Annotated in this window: 30 protein-coding genes; 18 read left to right on the forward strand and 12 right to left on the reverse strand. The window is 36.7% G+C overall.

Features of this window, described 5'->3' with window-relative positions; all coding sequences use genetic code 11:
* Window positions 1-198 precede the first annotated feature (198 nt).
* From pilL2 to ACFFHT_RS08995, 18 genes are all read left to right on the forward strand, one after another.
* Window positions 199-816 (forward strand): PFGI-1 class ICE element type IV pilus protein PilL2, encoded by a 618-nt coding sequence (gene pilL2 / locus ACFFHT_RS08910; protein WP_382375438.1) that lies wholly within the window; start codon window positions 199-201, stop codon window positions 814-816.
* A 28-nt stretch (window positions 817-844) separates the two neighbouring features.
* A complete protein-coding gene (locus ACFFHT_RS08915) occupies window positions 845-1,609 on the forward strand; it encodes a TIGR03759 family integrating conjugative element protein (protein ID WP_382375440.1) in 765 nt (254 codons plus the stop codon).
* Window positions 1,599-2,318 carry a lysozyme family protein gene (locus ACFFHT_RS08920; protein ID WP_382375442.1) on the forward strand — a complete coding sequence of 240 codons (720 nt, stop codon included), beginning with the start codon at window positions 1,599-1,601 and terminating at the stop codon, window positions 2,316-2,318. The genes ACFFHT_RS08915 and ACFFHT_RS08920 overlap by 11 nt, the downstream gene beginning before the upstream one ends.
* A gap of 48 nt (window positions 2,319-2,366) precedes the next feature.
* Window positions 2,367-2,879 carry an integrating conjugative element protein gene (locus ACFFHT_RS08925; protein WP_382375444.1) on the forward strand — a complete coding sequence of 171 codons (513 nt, stop codon included), beginning with the start codon at window positions 2,367-2,369 and terminating at the stop codon, window positions 2,877-2,879.
* A gap of 12 nt (window positions 2,880-2,891) precedes the next feature.
* On the forward strand, window positions 2,892-5,111 hold the full coding sequence (traD, locus tag ACFFHT_RS08930) for a type IV conjugative transfer system coupling protein TraD (protein ID WP_382375445.1): 2,220 nt from the start codon (window positions 2,892-2,894) through the stop codon (window positions 5,109-5,111).
* The gene (locus tag ACFFHT_RS08935) at window positions 5,104-5,802 is read left to right on the forward strand and encodes a TIGR03747 family integrating conjugative element membrane protein (RefSeq protein WP_382375447.1); all 699 of its coding nucleotides are present in this window, start codon (window positions 5,104-5,106) and stop codon (window positions 5,800-5,802) included. The genes traD and ACFFHT_RS08935 overlap by 8 nt, the downstream gene beginning before the upstream one ends.
* A gap of 171 nt (window positions 5,803-5,973) precedes the next feature.
* Window positions 5,974-6,399, forward strand: coding sequence for a TIGR03757 family integrating conjugative element protein (locus ACFFHT_RS08940; RefSeq protein WP_065232372.1), 426 nt, complete (start codon window positions 5,974-5,976; stop codon window positions 6,397-6,399).
* On the forward strand, window positions 6,396-7,322 hold the full coding sequence (locus ACFFHT_RS08945) for a TIGR03756 family integrating conjugative element protein (protein ID WP_382375449.1): 927 nt from the start codon (window positions 6,396-6,398) through the stop codon (window positions 7,320-7,322). Before ACFFHT_RS08940 ends, ACFFHT_RS08945 begins: the two co-directional genes overlap by 4 nt.
* A 12-nt stretch (window positions 7,323-7,334) precedes the next feature.
* Window positions 7,335-9,269 carry an integrating conjugative element protein gene (locus ACFFHT_RS08950; RefSeq protein ID WP_382375451.1) on the forward strand — a complete coding sequence of 645 codons (1,935 nt, stop codon included), beginning with the start codon at window positions 7,335-7,337 and terminating at the stop codon, window positions 9,267-9,269.
* A gap of 25 nt (window positions 9,270-9,294) precedes the next feature.
* The gene (locus ACFFHT_RS08955; protein WP_382375453.1) at window positions 9,295-9,651 is read left to right on the forward strand and encodes a DUF4431 domain-containing protein; all 357 of its coding nucleotides are present in this window, start codon (window positions 9,295-9,297) and stop codon (window positions 9,649-9,651) included.
* A gap of 442 nt (window positions 9,652-10,093) precedes the next feature.
* The gene (locus ACFFHT_RS08960) at window positions 10,094-10,408 is read left to right on the forward strand and encodes a hypothetical protein (protein ID WP_382375455.1); all 315 of its coding nucleotides are present in this window, start codon (window positions 10,094-10,096) and stop codon (window positions 10,406-10,408) included.
* A gap of 101 nt (window positions 10,409-10,509) precedes the next feature.
* Window positions 10,510-10,749, forward strand: a complete 240-nt coding sequence (vapB, locus tag ACFFHT_RS08965) for a type II toxin-antitoxin system VapB family antitoxin (protein ID WP_382375457.1) — start codon at window positions 10,510-10,512, stop codon at window positions 10,747-10,749.
* 112 nt (window positions 10,750-10,861) lie between these two features.
* Window positions 10,862-11,149: a hypothetical protein gene (locus ACFFHT_RS08970; protein WP_065233008.1), complete on the forward strand. Its 288-nt coding sequence runs from the start codon at window positions 10,862-10,864 to the stop codon at window positions 11,147-11,149.
* Window positions 11,150-11,151: 2 nt separating this feature from the next.
* Window positions 11,152-11,364: a hypothetical protein gene (locus ACFFHT_RS08975; protein WP_302500390.1), complete on the forward strand. Its 213-nt coding sequence runs from the start codon at window positions 11,152-11,154 to the stop codon at window positions 11,362-11,364.
* Between the two features lie 336 nt (window positions 11,365-11,700).
* The gene (gene tenpIN, locus ACFFHT_RS08980; RefSeq protein ID WP_382375460.1) at window positions 11,701-12,177 is read left to right on the forward strand and encodes a type III toxin-antitoxin system TenpIN family toxin; all 477 of its coding nucleotides are present in this window, start codon (window positions 11,701-11,703) and stop codon (window positions 12,175-12,177) included.
* A 126-nt stretch (window positions 12,178-12,303) separates the two neighbouring features.
* The gene (locus tag ACFFHT_RS08985) at window positions 12,304-12,873 is read left to right on the forward strand and encodes a TIR domain-containing protein (RefSeq protein WP_302500388.1); all 570 of its coding nucleotides are present in this window, start codon (window positions 12,304-12,306) and stop codon (window positions 12,871-12,873) included.
* A gap of 48 nt (window positions 12,874-12,921) precedes the next feature.
* Window positions 12,922-13,761: a macro domain-containing protein gene (locus ACFFHT_RS08990; RefSeq protein ID WP_382375462.1), complete on the forward strand. Its 840-nt coding sequence runs from the start codon at window positions 12,922-12,924 to the stop codon at window positions 13,759-13,761.
* 197 nt (window positions 13,762-13,958) lie between these two features.
* Complete coding sequence (locus ACFFHT_RS08995) at window positions 13,959-14,297, forward strand: hypothetical protein (RefSeq protein ID WP_302500386.1); 339 nt, start codon at window positions 13,959-13,961, stop codon at window positions 14,295-14,297.
* A 55-nt stretch (window positions 14,298-14,352) separates the two neighbouring features.
* Here ACFFHT_RS08995 and ACFFHT_RS09000 read toward each other — a convergent pair whose 3' ends face one another.
* The 12 genes from ACFFHT_RS09000 to ACFFHT_RS09055 are packed head-to-tail and all read right to left on the reverse strand — an operon-like array spanning window position 14,353 to window position 24,153.
* A complete protein-coding gene (locus ACFFHT_RS09000) occupies window positions 14,353-15,909 on the reverse strand; it encodes a conjugal transfer protein TraG N-terminal domain-containing protein (protein ID WP_382375465.1) in 1,557 nt (518 codons plus the stop codon).
* Complete coding sequence (locus tag ACFFHT_RS09005) at window positions 15,902-16,225, reverse strand: hypothetical protein (RefSeq protein ID WP_382375467.1); 324 nt, start codon at window positions 16,223-16,225, stop codon at window positions 15,902-15,904. Before ACFFHT_RS09005 ends, ACFFHT_RS09000 begins: the two co-directional genes overlap by 8 nt.
* A 46-nt stretch (window positions 16,226-16,271) precedes the next feature.
* Window positions 16,272-16,697: a hypothetical protein gene (locus tag ACFFHT_RS09010; protein WP_382375469.1), complete on the reverse strand. Its 426-nt coding sequence runs from the start codon at window positions 16,695-16,697 to the stop codon at window positions 16,272-16,274.
* Window positions 16,694-19,417 (reverse strand): conjugative transfer ATPase, encoded by a 2,724-nt coding sequence (locus ACFFHT_RS09015; RefSeq protein WP_382375471.1) that lies wholly within the window; start codon window positions 19,415-19,417, stop codon window positions 16,694-16,696. Before ACFFHT_RS09015 ends, ACFFHT_RS09010 begins: the two co-directional genes overlap by 4 nt.
* Window positions 19,418-19,435: 18 nt before the next feature.
* Entirely contained in the window at window positions 19,436-19,831 is a 396-nt protein-coding gene (locus ACFFHT_RS09020) for a TIGR03751 family conjugal transfer lipoprotein (protein ID WP_156536695.1), read from the reverse strand.
* Window positions 19,832-19,855: 24 nt separating this feature from the next.
* Window positions 19,856-21,289, reverse strand: coding sequence for a TIGR03752 family integrating conjugative element protein (locus ACFFHT_RS09025; protein WP_382375473.1), 1,434 nt, complete (start codon window positions 21,287-21,289; stop codon window positions 19,856-19,858).
* A gap of 1 nt (window position 21,290) precedes the next feature.
* Window positions 21,291-22,169 carry a TIGR03749 family integrating conjugative element protein gene (locus ACFFHT_RS09030; protein ID WP_382375475.1) on the reverse strand — a complete coding sequence of 293 codons (879 nt, stop codon included), beginning with the start codon at window positions 22,167-22,169 and terminating at the stop codon, window positions 21,291-21,293.
* Window positions 22,169-22,813 carry a PFL_4703 family integrating conjugative element protein gene (locus ACFFHT_RS09035; RefSeq protein ID WP_382375476.1) on the reverse strand — a complete coding sequence of 215 codons (645 nt, stop codon included), beginning with the start codon at window positions 22,811-22,813 and terminating at the stop codon, window positions 22,169-22,171. The genes ACFFHT_RS09030 and ACFFHT_RS09035 overlap by 1 nt, the downstream gene beginning before the upstream one ends.
* 23 nt (window positions 22,814-22,836) lie before the next feature.
* Entirely contained in the window at window positions 22,837-23,190 is a 354-nt protein-coding gene (locus ACFFHT_RS09040; RefSeq protein WP_382375478.1) for a TIGR03750 family conjugal transfer protein, read from the reverse strand.
* A 15-nt stretch (window positions 23,191-23,205) separates the two neighbouring features.
* A complete protein-coding gene (locus ACFFHT_RS09045; protein ID WP_382375480.1) occupies window positions 23,206-23,583 on the reverse strand; it encodes a TIGR03745 family integrating conjugative element membrane protein in 378 nt (125 codons plus the stop codon).
* A gap of 12 nt (window positions 23,584-23,595) precedes the next feature.
* Complete coding sequence (locus ACFFHT_RS09050) at window positions 23,596-23,826, reverse strand: TIGR03758 family integrating conjugative element protein (protein WP_082987545.1); 231 nt, start codon at window positions 23,824-23,826, stop codon at window positions 23,596-23,598.
* Between the two features lie 3 nt (window positions 23,827-23,829).
* Window positions 23,830-24,153 (reverse strand): integrative conjugative element protein, RAQPRD family, encoded by a 324-nt coding sequence (locus ACFFHT_RS09055; protein WP_382375482.1) that lies wholly within the window; start codon window positions 24,151-24,153, stop codon window positions 23,830-23,832.
* Window positions 24,154-24,190: the final 37 nt, after the last annotated feature.

Here is a 24,190-nt window from a genome sequence, read left to right on the forward strand (position 1 = left end):
GACTGCAAATTAACAGTGAACTTTCGTTATTCTGAGTCGGAGAAAAAAGAAATGTGAATTAATGAAACATCATAACTAACTGCTCTTAAAACGCAATTTTTTTAATTATTTTCGATAATTAATTTCTTGTTCATTTTTCACAGTGTCTTTTCTATTTTTGTTCCATCTTTAATCGTCAACCATTTGGAGATGAACAAAATGAAAAAATCTTTATTTGCTACTTTAGTCACTTGTCTTATTATTTTAACGGGATGTAGCCATTCTAAAAATATATCAAATACATCATTACAACAAGAAGTGAGTTCTATTCCTACACCCGTTGCACAACAAGAAAAAACTAGATTACTTGATGAAGTGAAGGTCGTTTCCCCTGATATCTATATTGATGAGCAAGATGAACCTCGCGTTATTCAAACTGATCGCTATCAATTGACATCCATTGATACACAAAAAACGCAAAAATATCTACTCGATCAATTCGTTATTGTAAAAATGCAACCAAAAAAGAATCAAAAATTTATCCTTGAGCAAGGATTGCGTTTTACATTAGAAGATACTGGATTAGCACTGTGTTCATCACTCGGTCAACCACATCTCTCTACGCTCTATTCTCGTCCATTACCTAAAATTCACCAAAAATTTGGCCCAATGCGGTTACGTGATGCCCTACAAATGTTAGCTGGCTCCGCTTATCAACTGACTATCAATGAGCAAACTCGCACAGTATGTTTCCAGCTTAGAGAGTCCCCTAAACAAGCTCCAGTTGTTTCATCAGATAACGAATCAACACAACACGTTATTAATACAGCGCAATAAAGCGTTTAAGTGTTAAAAGAGGCTTAATATGATTAATCAAGCTAAATTGACTGCACAAAGTTTATTAATAGTGTCTATTCTAATGTGTTCAACTTCCGTTTTTGCTATTTCTGAAACGCTAACACAGACGTTTAATACTGCAAAAGAGACCGCAGCACAAGCCATTACACAAGCAGAACAACGAGTTTCTTCATCACTACAAGCATTAACGACTGATGAGCAAGCTAAACAATGGGGATTAACCAACGAAGAATGGCAACGTTATCAACAGATTAGAAAATCTGAACGACAATATTGGTCGCCAAATCTTGACCCTTTAACAACATTAGGTATCGAAGCGAAAACAGATACTGAACGACAAAAATATGCCAGATTGCTTGCGAAAAAAGAATTTGAACGTGTCGAGAAAGAACTTAAATTTCAACTTGCTTATGATGCGGCTTTTAAAGAACTTTATCCTAATATCTCCCCTATTTCTCAATCCTCTAATACAGAAAATATTTCCATTGAGGGACGCTTGGTCTTTTTCACACGTTTAAGTTGCAATGAATGTAATCAAAAATTACGACAACTTATTCAGCAAGGTAAATCAATTGATATTTACTTTGTTGACTCAGCACAAAATGATAAGGCAATCAGAGACTGGGCTGTTTCACAGCATATTGATATCAATAAAGTCCGTTCTCGCCAAATCACGTTGAATCACGATCAGGGTATGTGGCTACAACATGGGCAAGGCAAAATCCCAGTCATTTTTAAAGCAGGTACTTGGGATAGGGTATATGGTTTATAAAGCATTTCTTCATATTCTTGTTGCTTTATTAATGTATTGCAATATGACAGTTGTCATAGCTCAACCTATTCCAGGCATTTTTCATCAAATTGCCGAACATCATCAAGTTCCTTCTTCTCTACTCTATGCCATTGCTTTGAATGAAACAGGTCAAACATTCACACAAAAACAGGTTAAACAACCCTATCCGTACGCCATTAATGTAAGCGGTAAAAGTTATTTTTACCCATCACATACAAAAGCGTGTGAGGCGCTAAGGCAATTTATATCACGCTATCCGTTAAAAAATATTGATGTTGGCATTGCTCAAGTCAATTTAGGCTGGAATGGCGTACGGTATTTTCGATCTGCGTGTGAGGGATTCAATGTAACCTCTAATTTGATTGCTGCTGCACAAATTTTGCGAGATTGTTATTTGGAGAGAGGAAATTGGTTAGTGGCGAGTGGTTGTTATCATCACCCGAAAGGTGGTTATATCGCTGCACGTTATATCAATAATGTAAAAAAACACCTTTCCTTAATTTCCCGTCCAGTGATGAGTAACACCAATGCGAATACAATGACAGTAAAAGCAGAAAACTGGACTGCACCGCCCCCAATTGCCACATGGGATACACCTAAATCAACGCATTTTCAGTGGATTTTGCCATCAACAGCAAAAACTGTGAATGTAGCAACCACGACATCTTTGATTTGGGTAAACCCTTAAATCCCGTTAATTAGTCTATCTGATATTTTGATATTTGAGTGAATTATAATGAGATTTTTTGCTATTTTTTTGTTTTTATGCAGTTTATGCAGTTCAATAACAGCTCACGCATTAGAAGTCATTGCCGATGTCGGTGGTGAAAGTGCATTACGTTTTTATGAGCCGATTCAGCCTATTATTGACAGTAATAGTGAGGCTATGGTTCATTCAGATATGCTGCCACCGATGTTTCATGAAAAAGATTTATTACCGATTGTGTCGCATTTGATGAAAGTCGGGAAAGTGGTACCAAGAAAAATGAATTTACCCACAATGCAACCCATGTTTTTAATTGGTGGTGATGAAGTATCTGAAATGTGGTTAAGACAACGTTTAGCTTATTTAACGGAAATAGGTGCAACAGGGCTTGTAGTAAATATTAAAGATTATGAGCGATTACAGCAATTACGCACAATCGCTAAAAATATGCCGTTGTTGCCTGTAAGTGCAGATGATTTAGCCCAACGTCTTAAATTAACACATTATCCTGTATTAATTACACAACAAAGCATTGAACAATGATAAGGGAACTTAATGAGTAATAAACACGTCATTGAATCCGTACTTCGTCCTGCTGTTGAGTTAAATTCTGCTATCGTGTCGTTTTGTGCGGGTGCAGTTTGCCTTTATGCTCCTTGGAGCTTGGCTTTAACGCCAAGCATTGGCTATGGGATATGTGGAGCGTTTTGGCTGTTTTCTTTTGTGCGTTTTAAACAAGGTTGGCGTATCCTCAAATTTCGTAAAAATATACGCCGATTACCTTATTACGCATTAACCAGTAAACAGATGCCCGTAAGTTCTCGTTACCTCTTCTTAGGACGTGGTTTCGCCTGGGAGCAAAAGCATACGCAACGTCTTTATACGTGTACGCGATCTGAAGTAGCTGATTATGTGAAGCCTAGTTTTCTATATCAACAAGCAAGATCGCTCGAAAAATGGAGCGATCAGCATTTACCAAAACTCGCTAAATGGTTACGTACTGATAAATGGTATAACCCTGTTCGTCCTCTACCGCCTGTCGGTGGTAGCCCCATTATTCACGGTATCGAATTAGATGAGCAAGATGTGTTATTACCGCTTGGAGAACGTGTCGGACATACGATTGTGTTAGGGACAACACGTGTAGGAAAAACACGTTTAGCTGAAATGTTGGTTACGCAAGATATTCATCGAGGTAAAAGCATTGATGATCGCGAAGTTGTCGTATTTTTTGATCCAAAGGGTGATGCTGATATGCTAAAACGTATGTATGCAGAAGCAAAGCGCGCAGGACGCGAAAATGAGTTTTATGTTTTTCACTTGGGCTGGCCTGAAATATCTGCTCGATATAATGCAGTAGGACGATTCGGACGTGTATCAGAGGTGGCTGGACGTATTTCAGGGCAATTAAGTTCGGAGGGGAATAGTGCTGCATTTAAGGAGTTTGCGTGGCGATTTGTAAATATCATTGCACGTGCGCAAGTAGAGCTTGGCCGCCGTCCTGATTATCCTTCGATTGCTCGCTACGTACAAAATATTGATGAGTTATTTATTGATTATGCAACCAAATTTTTAGGGAAAACACAGCCTAAAGCATGGGAAGCTATTGCTGCTGCCGCAAGTAAAATTAATGATAAAAATACACCTCGCAATATGATGGGGCGGGATCCGATTGTGATTGCCCTTGAACAATATCTCACACAAGCCAAAATTTACGATCCTGTATTAGATGGATTACGTAGTGCCGTGCGTTACGATAAAACTTATTTTGATAAAATTGTGGCATCTTTGTTGCCTTTGTTAGAAAAGCTCACAACGGGGAAAATTGCTGAATTGCTTGCTCCAAATTACAGTGACATCCACGATGAACGCCCAATTTTCGACTGGCAAGAAATTATCCGTAAACGGGGTATTGTGTATATCGGATTAGATGCATTATCCGATACAACTGTCGCCAGTGCCGTAGGTAACTCTATGTTTGCAGATTTGGTGTCAATGGCGGGGCATATTTATAAATATGGGATTAATCAGGGGTTACCTGATTCGTTACAGGGTAAATCACAAAAAGTATCTATTAATCTACATTGTGATGAATTTAACGAATTAATGGGGGATGAATTTATCCCATTAATTAATAAAGGAGGCGGTGCGGGTATTCAAGTTACTGCTTATACGCAAACGTTATCTGATATTGAAGCCAGAATTGGCAATAAAGCGAAAGCAGGACAGGTCATTGGTAACTTTAATAATTTGATTATGTTGCGAGTACGCGAACCAGCTACTGCTGAACTTTTAACGAATCAATTACATGAAGTTGATGTATTGAAAAATACCACGATTTCTGGCGTAACAGATAGTAGCAATCCTTACAGCGATCAACATTTCACGTCTAATACACAAGACCGTGTTAGCTCTGAAAAAGTCCCCATGATTACTCCAGCCAACGTAATTAGCCTACCCAAAGGACAAGCTTTTGCTTTGCTCGAAGGCGGCAAGCTTTGGAAAATTCGAATGCCGTTACCTGTCTCCGATAAATATGAAAATATGCCCGCATCTATTGAACAATTAAGTGAATATATGAAAAAGAATTATCAAACTGGGGAAGCGTTATGGTCACGAGTCGCGTATGAATATACGCCATCTTCTGAAGCGATTGCGGCGTTTGAGCAGGTGGTTAGTAGTGGTGTGATCAATTCATTAGATATAGCAGCGGATGTGGCCAATAGTATTAATACTGAAGTAATAGAACAACAAGAAGAGGTCACTAATGGCTGAACAACAGGTAAAAGAACCCAGACAAGGTTTGTTAAGTACGTTGTTATCTTTAATCGGTAGAACGTTTGGTGTCTTAGTCGTATCATTGATTTTAAGTATTATCATTGAATGGGTTGGAGTGACATGGTTTTGGCAAGAACAAGGCGCATTACATAGTAAACAAATGATGCTTCAAGAAGTGCAATACTTCTCTACTCACTTTACCCAAAGCATCTTACATTCAGATCCTATTGTATTTGCACAGCAAACAATGGATACCGTAAACCATTATGTGTTTGTGAAGACAGGACTACTTAATTGGCTAAATAACGCACAAGTTTCAATGAAACTTAATCACTCCGTCTTTATGGTAATACGAGGTTATATTGAAGCTATTATCTATATTATGATGACATTTATTATTCGCTTACTCATTTTATTTTTTACAAGTCCGTTATTTATATTAGTGGCAATTGTCGGTTTCACAGATGGTCTAGTGCGTCGTGATCTAAGACGATTTGGTTATGGTTATGAATCAAGTTTTATGTATCATCATGCTAAACGTGCTATTTTGCCATTATTAATTAGCTCTTGGATGTTATATCTTTCATTACCTTTCAGCATCTATCCTAATTTATTACTGATACCCGCTGCATTTTTAGTTGGAACAGCAATTTCAATCGCTTCTGCGAGCTTCAAGAAATACCTATAACTCTATTATTGTAGAACAAACAGTCCCAGCTAATTCTTTATTAAACCAATCTCCTCTTTTTTTAAATAAGTTTTTATTCAATCTGGATAAATAATTAACAATATCTTTTGATCATAGAATTTTTTACGTTACTCATTATGCATTGTTGTCATGAAACATAAGGAGTAATCATTGAAAAAATTACTTGGCGTTGTTCTCTTAAGTATAAGTTGTTATGTATATTCGGAAATAGATATTACCGTGTACACAACTGAACATTACACATTATCAAATCAACAACTTGCTCATCATATCTATCATTTAGATCAAGTCGAAAAAGTAGAGTCTAACTTTGCTGAAAAATTTCAGCTTGGAAATCACCCTGAACAGGCCCTAAATATCATAAATACTCTCCGTCAAACTGATAATTGGCAACAACAAGAATTGTTATTAAAGCAAGCATATGATGGTTTGACAAAAGGATTTATGCAAGGCATTAAGAAAGTCCCAGCAATTGTTTTTACTGAACATGATAAAAATTATGTGATGTATGGAATTACTGATGTACAAGAAGCTTTAACTCGTTATCAACAATATAAAGAGGAGAAGCAAAAATGAAACTACTAAAAGTTACTGTTTTATTATTATCTAGTTCAGTAAGTACCGCATTTGCATTAAATACTGCCCAAATTATGGCATCTAGTGCATCGCCTAGTTGTATGGAATATCGTGTCGTTGGTATCTGCTATTGGCTATATTGTGGTTGGAGTGGATGCAGAGTTCGTACTTCAGTCAAAGTACGGCATTACTTACCCGAACAAGTGGTAAGTAGCTATAACCATGAGGGACAGAATCCGTGGACGGAAGTGAAATTATTGGGGCTGGGGATCAAAGCTGGGCCAGAAAATGAACGTCCACAAACAAAACAATATTCCCAACTGACATTTAAGAACGTGGACGTTATTGGCCATCCAGGTGGTGCAATTACTCAATTGTTAAGTCGATCTGGCTATTATTGTAATACGCAAACATCACCCTTTAAGCCACATTTTTTAAGTGGACTTGATGTGGTTGGTTGGCGTACTGGTATGCCTGAATCTCTCTATCCAGAAGCTATTACACCAGGATTGCGTGAAATCGGAAATCTAGGTGATATATGGGGGAATATTTATCCGAGGGCGGGAGCTGTTACGCAAATTCATCCGTATAAGGCGGCATCTGTTACGACACAACGAGCAGCAGATATTATCTCTCGTTCAGGACAATTACACGTATATATTCCCGCAGCACAAAAAGCACGACCTAGCCGTGGCTATTGGCCTCCGCCTCCTATTGAGGAAGGGAAGATTAAAACGCACAAATGGCAAATGTTATATCCAAAAATGGAAAATTCTTGTGCCATTTTTCCTGATCGTTCTCCATCAGATACTTACTCGGACAAAATCTCAACACAACAAGATTACGCTTGGGCGTTATGGCGACCTTATAGCTGTTGTAAACGGCGCGGACAAACTTTCTTATTTAGCACAGATTGGAATTAAAAGGATAATGTAATGAAATTTAAACTCTCTTTATTAACGCTATTACTTTTCTCTTGTACAAGCTCTATACAAGCTGCAAACCAATATGCGGTAAATCAATCTGGTTCAGTTTTATCGGATAGAGTGTATTATCAAATCGGCGGAGGATCTGCAGTGATGACACCACCAAGCCGAAAAAGACCATATGAACTTGCATTCGGTTTAGGGTGGAAAGCAAATTTAATGTGCGGTAATTTTGACATTAAGACAACCGTAAAAAATCAGCTAAATGGACTCACCGAAGGATTTAAAGATTTAATGGGTAATATTATTCAATCAGCGACAGGAGCTGTTGCTAGTATGCCAGCATTGATTATTCAGCGTGCTAATCCACAATTATATGATCTCCTGACTAATGGGGTTTTACAAGGTAGATTAGATTTTGCTGCGGCAAAAACAAGCTGTGAAGCCATATCGAGTAAAATGGCAGATTATATGGCTGATGCAAATTGGGGTGTAATGGCACAACAACAAAATTTTGTACAAATTGCCTCACAAGAACAAGATGCAGTTAAAGCGAAGAAAAAATCAGAAGAAGATGGGGGTAAGAAAGGTATCAATTGGATAGGTGGTGCAAAACGTGGTGGTGAAGGACAAAAACTCATTGATGTAATTGGTGATGTTGCTGAAGCAGGCTATAATTTGCTGAATAATAAGCCAGTATTAAATAAAAATGCGATTGCAAATAATGAATGTAGTGGGCAGCTATGTCAAGCATTTACTAAACCTGAAGAGGTGCGTAATTTTACTAAGCGCGTAATTGGCGACAAAGGACTGGCAACTTGTAACACTTGCGGACAACAAAAAGCAACTGCGGGAGCTGGATTATCACCAATCATTGAAGAGGAGCATATCCAGGTCTTAAAAGATTTGGAAGATGTCCTTAATACACAAGAGCCAACAGCAGAACAATTACAAGCTGTATCCTCTCCAAAAATTCCAATAACAAGAGGTTTAATCGAAGCATTAAAAGAAGATCCTGATGCAGTCGTATTATCTCATCGTTTAGCAAGTGAAATAGCGTTATCTCGAGTGTTAGACAAAGCATTACTTGCAAGACGAACAATTTTAGCGGGTATGAGAGAGCCAAATGTTGCGGTAAATGAAAAAGCACAAGCAGAGCTTGAAAAAGCTTTAACGATGCTTGATAGAGAAATTAATCAAGTGCGCATGGAGATGGAATTACAACATAGCTTAACTAACAATACGACATTAGCTGTGATGAATAAACGTATTCAAGAACAACAGACATCACTTGATAGCAATGCTCAAGATAAACAGCGAGTCTTAGAAGGGAAAAAAGAAGAAATAGATAACAGCAATGAAGGTAATTTCTATATTCGTCCTGATGAGCCAATTGACTTAAATGTACCACAAGGATCAGGCAGTACAGGTATCTGGAATGGCATTTCTTCAGGAGGTAGTAGTACCTCTAATAGTAATAGTGGTGCAAGCGCACTATCTAAATTATCTGATGGTGCATATGCAGATGGGCGAGCTACTGTCTATAAAAACGCAGATGGAACATTAACTCGGCGTGAGGGTGGTTCGTTAGCCTGGCGTAATAACAATCCCGGAAATATAAAATGTGGGGATTTTTCACGGAGTATGGGCGCAATAGGATGTGGGCCAAGCGGGTTTGCTGTATTTCCTGATGAAACAGCTGGCGAGAAAGCAATTCATGCTTTACTAAAAACAAACTCCTATAACAATCTTAGTATAGCGAAAGCGATGGAACGATATGCACCGCCAAAAGAAAATGATACTGAACTATATATCAATCAGATTACAAAAGCCACAGGGCTTGATAGGAATACTCCAATGAGCGCACTATCAGATGCACAGAGAGAACAATTTGTAAAAGCTATTCGTAAGCACGAAGGCTGGATCGTTGGGAAAGAAATTTAATGTTCACTAGAGAGGATAATACAATATGAAAAAGGTTTTCATGATAACAATACTTGGTCTTGGTATTAGTTTAGGTGTATGTACTTTAGCTGAAGCAAAGACATATAATTATAATGAACCCGTCACATTAACAGGAATCATTAAACTAGAGAATGATTATCCATTCTTATATTTACAAAAAGGTATCAATGTTAATAAAGCTGATTTTTATGATGCTGCAAAAAATGTGAAACGGATGCAAGTGATCAATATCAATCGTAAACCTGGAGAAAAAACACCGCTTGGATGCCAAGTTGTCCATGGTTCACTTTTTGGATGGGAAACAGCGCATCACCAAACCCCCGTCTTAATTCAAGCAGAATCATTTGAAAAATGTAAATAGTAGTATCATATCAATCTGGCAGTCCTCATTTAAAATAATGTGTGTTTGTCAGATTTTTAATTGAAATCTTTGTAGGCATTGTGACTTACTAACAACGTTTACAAAGATTCAACAATCAAGCTAGTGAGAGCGATAGTTAGTAATATGAAAATAAATCATATTAAGAAATTAATAATAGCAAACATCATTGTTTTTATTTTATACATTATCTTTAACATTGTGTTATTAGCAATAATAAAAACAATGAATAACATTGATTTCATTGATTTTGCATGGCAGTACATAAAAAATCAATTTTGGATAGTTTTACTAATGTTAGTACTAATGATAATAGGTATTAGTGATTATTACAAAAAACAACAAAAAGTATAAAGGATAATATGTTTTTTCATTTCTTTGGCTATATTCAATTAGAACTACTTAAAATAAACTAGAGAAAAATATGATTAAGAAAAACAAATATTATTATAGAAAAAAAATACGCGATATCACAAACAATATATTAATGGCAGTTGTGATACTTTCATTGTCATTCCTAATTTTTACTCTATTAAAAATTGGAATTGAATGGTGGATTGATAAATATGAAGCCTCTCATGATGATAGCATAAGTTTTAATGACCATTGTACCAGGTATTATTTGCAAAGACCATCTGGTAAAGATCACATTACAATTAACCGTGATTCTGAGATTATCATAAAATTTAATGAAAACGGACGTTGTGATGTCATTATCCAACTAGATAATCAAAGTTAGCAATATAAAGAAACAATTAAGTGTTAATGACTATAGAAACGATTTATAGATATCAAATAAGCTGTAGTATATACAAAGAATATATACATAAAGGAGGGGCTATGACTACAGTAACTGCGACAGTTTGTATGAATAATAAAAGTCAAGCAATTAGAATCCCTAAAATTGCAGAATTACCGACCACGACAAAAAATGTGAATATTATCATTCAAGGTAATACTCGTATTATCACGCCATTAAATAATGTTTGGGATAGTTGGTTTTATGATGTGAATACAGTATCTGATGATTTTATGCCAGATAGAGAACAACCGCAAATGCAGGAACGAGAGTCATTCTAATGTTAATGTCAAAGAATTTACTAAAGTAAATGGTTTAAGAGTAATAGACTGGAGTAAAGAAATATAGTTTATTAAGAAGTGTTAATAATTATAAGTTTTTAGAGAGAATAAAATGTTAAGTACAGAACGAAAAGCTGAAATGATACAAAGCCTAAAAGAAGATTATGTTGTTTTAACAGATATTGTTTGTGAAGTTGTTGCTGATACTAAAGCTGATATGCTCGTTTTAAAAAGAGGAAAGATAGATTTATCAAGTCTTGAACAAGATAAAGTTCTCTTACATAAGCTTGATCAAGAGTATTTATCTTTATGTGAAAAAGACCAAGTAAAAGCCGTTGATATTATCGAAAAAATCTACGAATTAAGCGACAAATACGATAAGTTAAGAATGAGCATTTAAAGTTGCCGATTAATATTGATTTAAGTATTGAGAGAAATACAAAACGCTACAAAGAAAAGCAAGCTCAAGAACATACTATTCCTCGTATCACGAGTCGAGCTGACATTGAAAAAATGGCATTATCTTATCACAGTACTCTAAGTGAAATTCGTAAAATGGGAATAAAGATAATTGATGCAGAACAAATTAACTGGGAACAGTCTTTGATTAGATAAGAAACAAGCTATCAAAAAAGTAAAAAAGGCTATACCATTGAACAATCAAAGCATATGGAGATGTTAGCAATAGAAAAAATATCTAATGGATAGGGAGATAAAATAAAAAAACCTTATACGAAATAAGGGTCTTCTATCGAGCTATGTGTTTATTAACGTGGGCATGCTCTAGCACCACTAAATTCATCTCTTGAGCTATGTGTTTATTAACGTGGGCATGCTCTAGCACCACATCTATATAATAGATGATATAGAGAAAAGATCAAGTATTAATGACTATATTTATTTCTTAGAAACTATATAATTCAATATTATAGAATTTTTTGAAAAAAATGTATGCTAATAAAAAACCTTGATTTACAACTTGACCTCTTATCACAAGATTTTTTTGTTAATAAAGCGCCAATGCTTAATGAGATTCTTGAAAAAGATCATCGCCCTTATTGTGTTCTGCTTGTTCAAGTTAAAAATCTTCATTTTGCATTACCGCTAAGAACTAATCTACCACAACCAGAGAACGACAAAATTTGCTTTAAAACCATTCATAATGATAAAGGAGGTTATAAAGGGATAGACTTTACTAAAGCTATTATTGTCGATTTACATAATGATATTATGAATACCAATATTCAACTCAGAGATAAGCAAGAATTTCTTTGTATTCAAGGCAATGTGAAAAAAATTATCCGTAACTTCAAAAAGTTTGTTGAGCGATACATTACTGAAATGAAAAATTCACCGGAGAAATTAAGCAATGATTTTCAGTTTTGTACGTTAATTAATTATCATAGTGAGCTAAAAATTAAGAAATAAGATATGGCATAACAGTCATCAGTAATGGAATTTGATACATGCAATTATTAAAATAGTAGCAACAATAAGATTTGAAACAGAGTTAGTGAGTGTATGTTTTATTAAAGTGAAAAAGGAGACTCCATAATGTTAAATAAAACTAAAAACTATTCTGCATTTTATGTTGCAGAGCCCTTTAATGAAAGTAACTTAGGTGCACATGCAACTAAAGATTTCTGTTATTACAATATGTTAAGAGCGTGGAAAGGAAAAGATAATACGTTTTCTTTTATCAATGCACACGATGCAACTTATAGTGTACGTGACGGAAGTGATTGGGAAAGAACCTTAAAACCTAGATTACATGAAAGATTAAAAGTATCCAAGAATATTATCTTGTTTTTAAGTAAAAATACTAGAAATTCAAGAGCGTTAACAGAAGAAATTGAATATGGCATTAGAACGCTGGGTTTACCTGTAATTGTTATTTATCCTGATTATAAGGAAAAAAATGATTTATTGAGTGGGAATGGTAATTTAAGACAAGAAATTAAAGACTTATGGAACAAATTACCAAGCTTTGATAAGTTAATGCACAATGTACCGACTCTTCATATTCCAATGAATAAAAAGATTATTTATAAAGCTCTCAGTATAACTGATTTTACTATACAATTTAAGAATAAAATAGAAAATGGAGTATATTATTATAAATAACAGATTTTTACTAATTTTATTCTAAAATGAATAATAAGGTTATTATTTATGAGAAAAGTTCGTCTTTTTGATGTGAATTTAAGAAAATTGTATTGTGAAGTTTTTTCTATATTTTCTACTTTTTTAGGTATTTTTGCTTTCATTATTGATAATAATGTATTTAAAGAAAATGTTTTCTGCCTAGTTAGCTTTGTTTTTATCTTTCTTATTGTAATATATTTTATTTTATGGATTTGGGTATCTAAATGGAAAAGTATCAATATAAATATAGAGAACACTACTATATCTATCATTACAGGTGATATCTTTAAACAGGATGGTTTAAAGGTGATTGCTTTTAATGAATATTTTGATACACAAGTAGATGATACAATCATTTCAAAACAGTCATTAAATGGTATTTTTATAAAAGAAAGAGTGTTTAATGTAGATAAATTGAATAAACATATTGAAACATATCCTTTTAACAAGGAAGATATTTTAGATGAAAATACTAATCGTATTTTTGGAAAGACGAAAAGATATAAAATAGGTACAGTTTGTTTATACAATGACTATATATTGACAGCTTTTTCGAAGTTTAATGAAAGAAATCAAGCTTATTTAACAATGCCTGAATATTTAGGATTTTTAATTAAGTTTTGGGATGAGATAAATGTTGTATATTCTCAAAAAAGTGTTTCTGTTCCTATATTTGGCTCAGGAATTACAAGGATTAGAGAACACAAAAATATTACAGATGAAGAGCTGTTAAAAATAATGTTATGGACATTTAAAATAAGTGAGACTAGGTTTAAATATCCTGCAAAATTAACAATTGTTATTCACCCAGAGAAAATTGATCAAATTAACTTATTTGAAATTAAATCAATGCAAAATGGAATTTAATCTTAATTATGACTAATTTTTTTACATTGATAGTAATCGTGAAAAAAACTTTGGAAATTTATTCAAATAAGAAACTTAAACAAATTGAATTAATACGGCTAGCAAGTCATTCAGAATTGTTTTAACTCATTGACAACTTCCCAAAAATAGACTATACCTAACAGTAATTAATCACCCAAACAAGTGGAGTGCATAAAATGACGGATACTAATAATTTAGGGTACAGATTTGGCACTTATCTGAAAAAATTAAGATTGGAAAAGAAAGCTAGTCAACCAGTATTGTATTATGCTCAATTAGCAATAATTGGAGCAGCTGTATTTTCGATTATTGCTTTTGGTGTAATGTTTGGTGTATTGCTATTTGCACTATATATTGTGCTTAATTTTCTCAAGAAAGGTACTTCTGAAGATGAGGTATTATCTGATGCATTCTCTACTCAAGAGAATGATAATTCAGAAAACTCCTATCATGGAGCAGGTTTATATGAACATGGTTGGGGTGAGTATTGGGGCAAAGTTAAGGATGATAACTGATTTTTTTATTTAGAAAAGCCAAGAAATTTAATATTCTTGGCTTTTTTATATTTTCTTATTTCATTCCTTTCGTTGCTGTTTGTTGTGCTATATTCGTTCCCCTTTGTGCTACTTGACTACCTGATGCTTGTGTTGATTGAGATCCTCTAGAAAAAGAAGATGCTATATTTCCTACTGTAATACCAGCCCATCCTATTGCAATCATAAAAAATGATGGCAACAATAAATACATTGTTCCGATAACCAATTTAACTACGGTATCATCTTCAAGATTCATAACTCCAACTATATTCCAGGCATTATGTGTATCTGAATTATAAAGTGCTGTTAGTAACCAAGTATCAAGCCATCTTGCTAATTCCCACCAAAATGTTAAAAAATATAAGCCAAACTGCACAAAGGTAAGTGTCATCACGGTTTTAGCACTATATGCACTCATTAACAAAATAATTGGCATGCTAATTGTTAATGCCATAATTAAGAACCCCTGTATCATCGGTAATGCTTGACGCATGGCATCGAAACCAGGTGTAGCTGCAGTTAAGCCTAGAGTTGTTCCCACACCTGAAAAGAATCTTGAAACAGCTGATCGCGCAGAAGAAAATAGATCATCGTCTGGGGTAAGGTTATAACTTAAATTAGAATAAGCTGCTCCCGTTGATACTTTAATATTTTCGGGACGTACTAATGTTCGAACTAAAATATCACTTTCGGATAATGAGCCTCGTAAGTTATTACCATCTACCCAATTTTTAAACCGTTGTATCAAATTTGGATCATACTGTTCTAATAACCTTGCTTTTAGTCCAATGCCTGCATCGTCCCACCATTCGCGACAAGTTGGAAAACCGCCTTTTCCTGTATTCGGTAAGGCTTGATCACGCTGTGGATCATACGTCCACTGACTACGCGGCATCTTTGAACGATAACGGTCATATAATCCTGGTGTTTCAACCATTAAACGAGAACCGATCCAGTCTAAATCTCTTGCTTGTACTTCATCGACTTCAATTTGTTGACGTTTAATTTTGGTACGAGCAGGGACGTAGCATTGCTCATAAAATTCTTGCACCTCTTGTCGCAATACAGGGCTGGTAATTTGGGTACGTTGCACATCAAAACGTAATTGACGTAAATCGGGCTTACACGGTATCGCCGTGATGGCTGCTTGCGTTACCGCTTTATTTAAGGTGTGCGTAAATGCCCACCAAAGCGGTAATTTGGCAACTTGCCCATCTAAGGTACTTTGCATTGCACCAAGATTGGTGTCCTGTGGTTTTAGGATAGTATAGCCACATTGCTGTGAACGGCTTTCATCATACACAAGATTATTCACTGAAGCCGTCATTAACGGCATACAAGTGAACACTATCATTACAACTTGCATATACAAGGCGTGTTCCAATCTGGATATTAACAGCTTTCCTTTATTTCCCTCATCATCGCCCTCTTCGCGAACTTTGAGCCAAAGTTTTAGGATAGATAACATCATCGGTAACGCAAATAACCCCGTTTCGACAAACAAATACCAAATATTTTCATTGATGATCCAGCCTAATAATGTGAGGAAATACTCAAAATAGCTATTTACATGGAGCGTCATATCAAACATTGCTTGCCTCCAATAAATTCATAATGTTGACAAGTTCAGCAAACGCCACAAAAATGCCCATTTTTTTTGCTAAACGTTTGCTTTCTACTGCCCAATGTGCATTTTTCTGCCCAATTTTGTATAAGATATAAAAAATAACGGCATAAAGTATAATTCGCCAAAACAGTAACAATGAACGGTATTCTTCAGTAAATGTTTTTAACTCATGATTAGGGAAAAAGTGCATTAATACCGCACTGAGTAATGTCAGCCCCACACAGGAAAGCAATACGACAATTATCAGCCGTGTACTTTGTTTTATCATTTGCCAATTCATAATAGCCCCTTATAAATAGATTATTTTTTACACATATAAAAACAATCTATTTATCATCTTGTTTTTGATACGATTTATTCTGGTGTTTAACAATATTATCCACAGGTTTTGTGGATAAGCTTGTTGTTTTGTCCTCACGTAGTAAGTGATGTAACGTATCAATCAGATAATAAGCATCAAATTCATCTATCACTTCCATGTAGTAACGCAACTTTGGTGATAAATCTGGAAAACGAGTTTGTCCCATTACATTTAAGACTAAATTGAACCAACCTCCACTACCAATAAACAATAATTGAATATAACGTTGCTGATAAACACGATAAGGTTTTAACTTCATAGAAATCAGCTGACCAATTTCCCTTATAATAGCTTGTTTTAATCGATACAATGAATGAACAAAGCAAGATTGAATATCTAACTGGCAATGACTAAACGGTGGAGTTGTCATATCAAATAAGCGAACCATCATACAATCCCCCTTGCTATATCAAGCTGTTTCGCAATCATAAAAGCTGCTTCTAATTCACTGATATTGTGTTCGCGCATGAGCTGCATCCTCGCTGCTTTTTCTTCTGGTTCCGTCATTGCAAGTGCAAGATAGAGGCTTGGCGGGACAACTCGAAAAAGTGCTTCCAGGCTATCTGATAGCACAACACCCTCTGTGTACTTTTTATCTTCTTTTCGTGCGGAGCGGATAAGATTTTTCTGCTCTGCTGTAAGTGGTTTAAAACGGCAAATCTCTCCAATTTCGTAATCGTCAACCCCACATAACAGTTCCCACCATTCCAGCATATTAATGAGCTTCACAGCATCATTTGGGAAGTCCTTCATATTTTGCGTCGCCAACCATAACCAAATCCCTAACTTACGCCACATTTTGGAACCTTTAGTGAGGAATTTGGCTAACAAAGGATTAACTGTAATAATGTGTGCTTCATCGGTAATATTGACCAATGGTCGCCCTGCATATTGGTATTTTTCTCCAAGGCTATTGATATGATTAATTAATGAGATATAAGCAATAGAAAGTTGAGCTTCATAGCCTTCGTGCGCAAACGTGGCCAAATCCACCAAGGTAATATCGGCATCGGGCCACGCTTCGCCTTCTCGATTAAAAAGTTCTGCTTCAAAGCTACCAAGTTGACAAAACATTCCGATTGATTCAGCCATGTCAAACGCACGTTCCCGTTTCTTCTCTGGAAGTTCTTCATCACGACTAATTTGATACAACGCATCACGCACATCTTGGGTCAACGTTTGGCGTTTTTCTTGGTAGGTTTTCTCAGCCGCAATCATGATAGCGCGTCGTATCATCGCTTTGTCTGGGCGAGAGAGTTTTTCATCTTCTTTTATTTCGCCTCCAGTAATCATCAAGCGAGCCGTGATTTCCATTTCACCTAAAATATCACGCTGATCATCGCCATCTTCTGCCACTTGCTCTTTGGCTTCTTCGTCTTCAATCGCGGTTTCCGACAGCCGATCATTAATAGAGGTATCCTCGATCAATTTATGGCAATCCGCAAAGAGAGGCAGCGTTACGCCACTCCCTGGCTTTAACGTAACTTTATTCACGCTCAACCCTAGTGATGCCGCATAATCAGCCATCAAACCAAAAGAGTTTCCCGCTTCGATGATGAATAATCGAGGACGATATACTGCCATTAATTGGGCAATTTTACCGTTTAACGTAGCTGATTTTCCCGCTCCTGTTGGCCCTAGCATTAATAGGTGTGCATTCTTGGTTCTGTCTTTTTTACTTAATGGGTCAAAATCAAGTGGCGCACCACCGCGATTAAAAAAGGAAATGCCTGGGTGTCCTGTTCCTGTTGAACGGCCAAAAACCGGGAGCAAATTGGCAATATGCTGTACAAAGTTAAATTTGGTGTAGAGGTTTTTGCGATCATCTTGCGGATTAAAGACCATCGGTAACCAACGCAGATAACTATTGAGCGGCGCAATTTCATCGCCTTCACGCACGGGAACTAAGCCGTTTCCCAGTAAAATCGCACGTAATTTACGGCTTTTTTTGCGTAAATCTTCTTCATCATCACCGCGTAAGTAAAACGCTAAATTACTTCGGTACATTTTGTGCTTATCTTTGAGATATTCTTGTACTGTCATACAGTCTTGCTTTGCATAGCGTGATTCAGTATTGTCGCCCTTGGCTTTATCCATAATATTGAGGATATGCTGTTCTAGGAGATCTTGCGGATAGACAACCATTGTCATTGCCATTACGGTTCCCTGAGGCAATAAGTCAAATAATGCGTTAAAGTTATCCCCTCGTTGCATTTCACCAGTTAATAACCCCACTTCTGGCGGTTTACGCAGACTATCAACGACAACAACTTCATGTGGCTTTCCATCAAAATACCAGTAATCGCCTTGTGAAGTAGGGGATTGTACAAATAAGGTTTCGGCAAAATCATTCCAAATGATTAAATCGTCAGGGGTATCACCTTGTTTGGCATACTGCATTTTTTGATAAAATTCAGACGGCTCTAATAATGTCGGAGCTGGATTAAACCAACGCAGTAACCATTGATGAACTTGCTTTCCGTTTAAACGGACTAACTTTACCCCAACCCCAGATAAGGCGTTCATTACTCGCTCACACGCATTATTTAAGCTTTCCAATGGTGATAAAAGCTCATCTTTTTTCGATTTTGTATTGATATAACGATAAATCACCATCCGTGTACGGCGTAGTTGCCCTCGCCATGGGGTATTAGTAATTTTTGTATCAATAAATAAACCCTCAGGCTTGGCAATATCCTGCAAATGTTTTCCCATTAAATTTAGCCAAGCTTCACTAAAGGCTGAACCTTGCGCATTAGGCTGAATATACTGAACTAACACGTCACGATAATCTGAGGCAACGTCATCATCTTGACAATAAAATTGCACTACCCAAGGATGGTTGTCTCGTTCTTCAAAACTATCTTGTAGTGCGTCTTTAATTTGTGTTCTAAGTTGACTTAAGTATTCAACCGAGCGTCCTTCTGTTCCAATTGGTTTAATGTCAAAGACGGCACCAAGCGATTGCCCGTCCTCAAGTAATATTGCATTTTCATCATCAATAAATTCAACCCAAGGTAGTCGCGCAACAAAGGAACTGCATTGCTGAAATGTTTGCTGGTAGGCTTTATTAGTGTAATCTTCACGTTTCACTGTATTAATTTCTGTCATTCCGTCCCTCTCTTGTGCTTAGTAAGTGGCAACACGCTCGCCAGCTTGTGCATATTGCACGCGACTGTAAAACGGAATAACGGTACTATAACCAGGCACAGGCATTGGCTCATCAGTATCAGAGAGATGAGGGAAGATATACATCACTAAATCAGGGTTTGGGAGACGTGGAAACAGGTTTTTAACTTCATTTTCAGCAGAGCGGGTATAACTCGCTTGTTCTTCAAAGCTTACGGTACGAACAGGATCTTGAGCAACATTCTGACGAGTGGGAAGCAAATTCGCATTTCCGCTTTTCTTCTGCCATAAATCTAACATTGTTTGTTCACCACGAGGCAAAAGCTTCTCTTGGGACGTTGAACACGCCGCAAGTCCGCATAAACAAATTACGATAGTCACAGTTTTTATCAGCATATTCATAATGTATTCCTTAATTTCTTAATCTAATTGACGGCGCGATTTTTGTTGTAGGTAATTGACCTTACGACCATTTGGCTCATAGTCAATTTCAATTGATTTAGTTAAATGAATTGCGACAGCTTGTCCTGGAGGGACGTAAATCGCATCAAATGTTTGACCATAGCGTTTGCGTAGCCATTCTGCGGTATCTTTTAAACCAGCACCAATAGCTTGCCCTATTAGATATTTACCTTGATCCCCCGTTACTGCCCCAACTACACTGGAACCATCAACCACGGTGGTTGTTTGACTTTGTGCATACGCATCCGCAGCGACAGCAACCCCACCGAGTAAAAAGTTAGAAGTGAGATATTCAGGTGCATTAGTTTTACGATCACCAGGTACGCAAGGCACGCCATAAGGATCGGATATCCAACCAATACCATCATTATTACTATTGCCTTGACGACCTTGTGGAAGCGTTCGAACACGCCCATCATTAAATACTAATGTGATGCTTGTTACTTTTCCTCGTACACATGAAAGTGTCCAGTCTCCACTAGCGGTTCCAGAAAGAATCGCACCTTCTACATTCGGTAACATGATGCCATTGGCAGTGAGATTTTCTTTGCCAACTAACACTTTAAACGGGTAAGGATCATTGACTACACCATCAATGGGTACACGTCCCAAGAGTGCGGTCATGGCTACAGAGCCGATTAAGGTGGAATTTTCAGGCAAGGTATAAATTGGTACAGGTGGTTTTTCATCACGCGTTTTACTTTTTACGCCAGTTAAATCTTCGTACGCTTTTCCTACCATTGAGTTATCTAGCTCATTAAATAAACTTGGAAACCCGAATGAATCGGCTTGTTGTCCTGCTGCGACAGGTTTGCCATTACGGTCTAATGCTCGCATATCCGCTGGCATCACCCACTGCATACCCATTGAAACATCGCCATTAATAGGAATATCGCTAAAGCCCTCATCTACACTTATATTCTTTTGTTCTTGAGTTTGAGTTGGTGAAGTGGCATTAAAATCAAACTGTGGTAAATTGGCTAACTTCTGCTCAAGCTGAGCAGTTAAGCTTGCTGCACGTTGTTCAAACTCAACGGTGAGGTTATTACGTTCACGTTCTAATGCACTTTGGATCTGTGCATCAACATTATTTTGTTGATCAGTTAGCTGTTTATTGCGTTTTAAGAGATCGGCATTTTGCGTTTTCACATCTTCAACATCTTGACGAGTTCGCTTTAGTGTACCGACTAAAGTACGAATCGTATCCTGCGGTGTATCACCATCAATTCCTAATGCACGCAATTCTTCTGGCTTTAAGTCATAAATGGTTGATTGTACTTGTGTAGCACTGACATCAGAATTTGATTTATAGGCTTTAATCCCGATAAAAACAGCAATAGCGATAGCGGACGGTACAATAATTTTTAACAGGCTATTTTGCTTGAGTTGCATCTTATTTTCCCTCCGATTGATGAGTACGAGTAGATTTCACTGTTTTTTTAGCTACACGTTTGGGTTCTGCAATCACCGCATTATCTGCACTACCGAGAGAGATAAGATAAACTGTTGTTGTATCTTCTGCCGTTCCTTTTCCGCCTAACCAGTTGTGTTGATAAGTCGCCGCATAAAACCGTCCTTGAATATAGCGAGGATCAAGTTTGATAATTTCAGCAGATTGATTTTTAAGTTTTACGGCTGTGACTACATAATCACCTAGTTGCCAAGCTGCTAATGGTGTTGCTTTAACAGGTAAGCCTGGTAACAGTGTTGTAATGTTAGTAGGCAAACGATGATGAACACTTTGTACACCATCTAGCGGTTCAACTGTGCGAAGTGGCGCATATAAAGATTGGGCTGCATAACGCGTTAGTGCTGCTGGCGTAGGTAAACTGGATTTTGGTTGGGCAACATCTGAAAGTGGCTGGTTTTCTTGCTCAATGTCACCAAAAGTGGCACTGTCTGTTGCCTGTTTTGGCTCATAAACTAACTTAATTGGCTCTAATTTATCTTTATTTTCTTTCGCTTCGACATCAAGCAGGATAATTTCGCCATTTTGCATATCCTGTAATTGCAAACGGGTTTCAGGAAATGCTTGTGTGGGTTTTAAATAGAGTGTTCCGCCTGCATTTTGAATACGCAACTTTCCAGATAAAGACGGTGGGTAACCAATTTTTACATTTCGCTCAACAAAAATAATCCGTTCTTGTTCCACATTTAAGTCAATCACTAAAGGAGTACGTTGCCACTGCATTAATATCTCTGCTGATGCTTGCAGGGAGATAACACTGGTAACAACAAATAAAGTTAGTTTCGTTGTAGTAGATAATTTCATTATTTATTTCCTTCTTCTGCATTCATCAATTCCAAGCGTTTTGGCGTTTCGGCATAGCAATCTAAAGCAAGTCCCCATGGATTATGTTCAAGATCGCTTTCCATCCTAACGACTTTGACGGGATAACGTACTAATGTACGTTTCACTGCTTCATCACCGTAATATTCGTCTGTGGTTAAATCTAAATTCACTATCCAATCATCTTGACTTAGTACTTGTACCCGACTGTTACTAAATCCACGTCCAGGGATTTCATAAACACCCCGAATCCGATTTTTTAGCTCACCAAAACTATCTCTATCTTTGTAATCTTGCTCTAAAAATGCTTTACAACCAGGTGTGAGATAATTACTGAGTGCAAAAATATTACGCTTATAGTCTTCTTGCCCATTGGCAGGCCATCTATTCAGCTGCTGAAAAATATAAAATGCGAAGCCATACACTGTGGAAGTTGGCACTTCCCACCAAGGACGCTGACTACCACCTCTTAAATCAGGTGGTGTATAAATTTGTAATCGGCTAGGTGCAGTTGACCAGCCAATTCCCATTAAAAGGATTACGGCAAATAAACCAACAATAACAATTCGCAATGTCTTAATGTGATGTTCTTTATCCGTTAAACGATTTTTAAATATACTTTTCATAGAAACCTACTAATAATGAATGGCTAGCGACGAATTGACCAATGACGTTTTTGTGGAGATGAGTTGATAAGTAAACGATTACGCCCAAATCGTTGTTCAAGGTAACGAGGCAACCAGGTATCAGGTTTGCCTCGTTTTAATTTGGCAATTAAATTACCTCCCTTAAAGACAAATAAAAACGCAATGCCCAACGCACAAGAGGGAATGATGGCCCATTCACCGATAAACAACATCATAACAATGCCAATCACTAACCCAATGCCAAATCCGGCCAAGAAAATGATAGACAGTTCAGACATTGTCATTCCGCGAAACACAACGGGTTGTCGATTTAAGCGTTCTGGTAGAAACGTGATAGTATTATCATTTGCCATCATTATTCCCTCTCTTACTTATAGAATGTCAGCGGCTTTTGTTACTAACCAAATAACGACGACTAACAAAATGCACCCTACTAAAGCGTGCATACCAAGATCACCCCACGTTTTTTTACCCGACGAAATTTCCCCGTAAATTGACACTACATTAGAAGCGACACGATAAAAACTAAATGCTGCAATCGCTAAACCTGCTAAAATAGCTGCGTCATAGGCATAATTTTTTATTGTTTCCATAATTCCCTTTCCTGCACCCCGCGAAGGATCTTCCATTTTTGGCAATTCTGCTAATACAAGAGTGGGTAAAAATGCAAATAGCACACAGCTTAATTTTTGTGAGATTCTTTTTCTTTTCTCACTTTTCATAGGATATTTGAATAAATTTTTAAGCATAAAAAAGCTCCTTTAACTGAGAATAAAATAAGTGAGAATGCAGAAAAGTAAGGAGAGTCGGATTGCAATACTGGCAAAATCATCTTTTGTCAGGTTATCTAAGGCGAGACCTTTATACGCACTGGATAAAATCCAAGCTGAAATTGTCAGGAAAATCATCAATAATAGTCCTCTGAAAATTTTTGATGATGTATCTGCGTCAGATCCCATTAATTGATTAAATGTATCTAATACCAAGCTCATAACTTATCTCACTGTTTGTGATTGTTTGAGGTAATCACCAGAAAGCTCTTGTAATTGACTTGGCTTACGAGGTTGTGCGCGAGAATAATTCAGATAGTTGAAAATTCCATTTTCAACTAAACTAATATCCTTGTTAGCCTGATCGTAATGAAAATAGATACGTTGTTGAGGTTCAGTGCCTGCAAGCGCTTTTGCACGTTGCAGAGCCTGTTTTGCGGACTGAAGCTGTTTGATTGCTTGTGCAAGTTCAGCTTGTTCACTAGCCATTGCAATAATTGGATTTAGTACAAACAACAATGAAAATAGAAAAAAATAACGTTTCAGCATACTCACACCTAATAACAATTAATAAATCAGGTAATTA

The organism is Gallibacterium melopsittaci (assembly GCF_042433085.1).
In the GTDB taxonomy this organism is placed as follows: domain Bacteria; phylum Pseudomonadota; class Gammaproteobacteria; order Enterobacterales; family Pasteurellaceae; genus Gallibacterium; species Gallibacterium melopsittaci.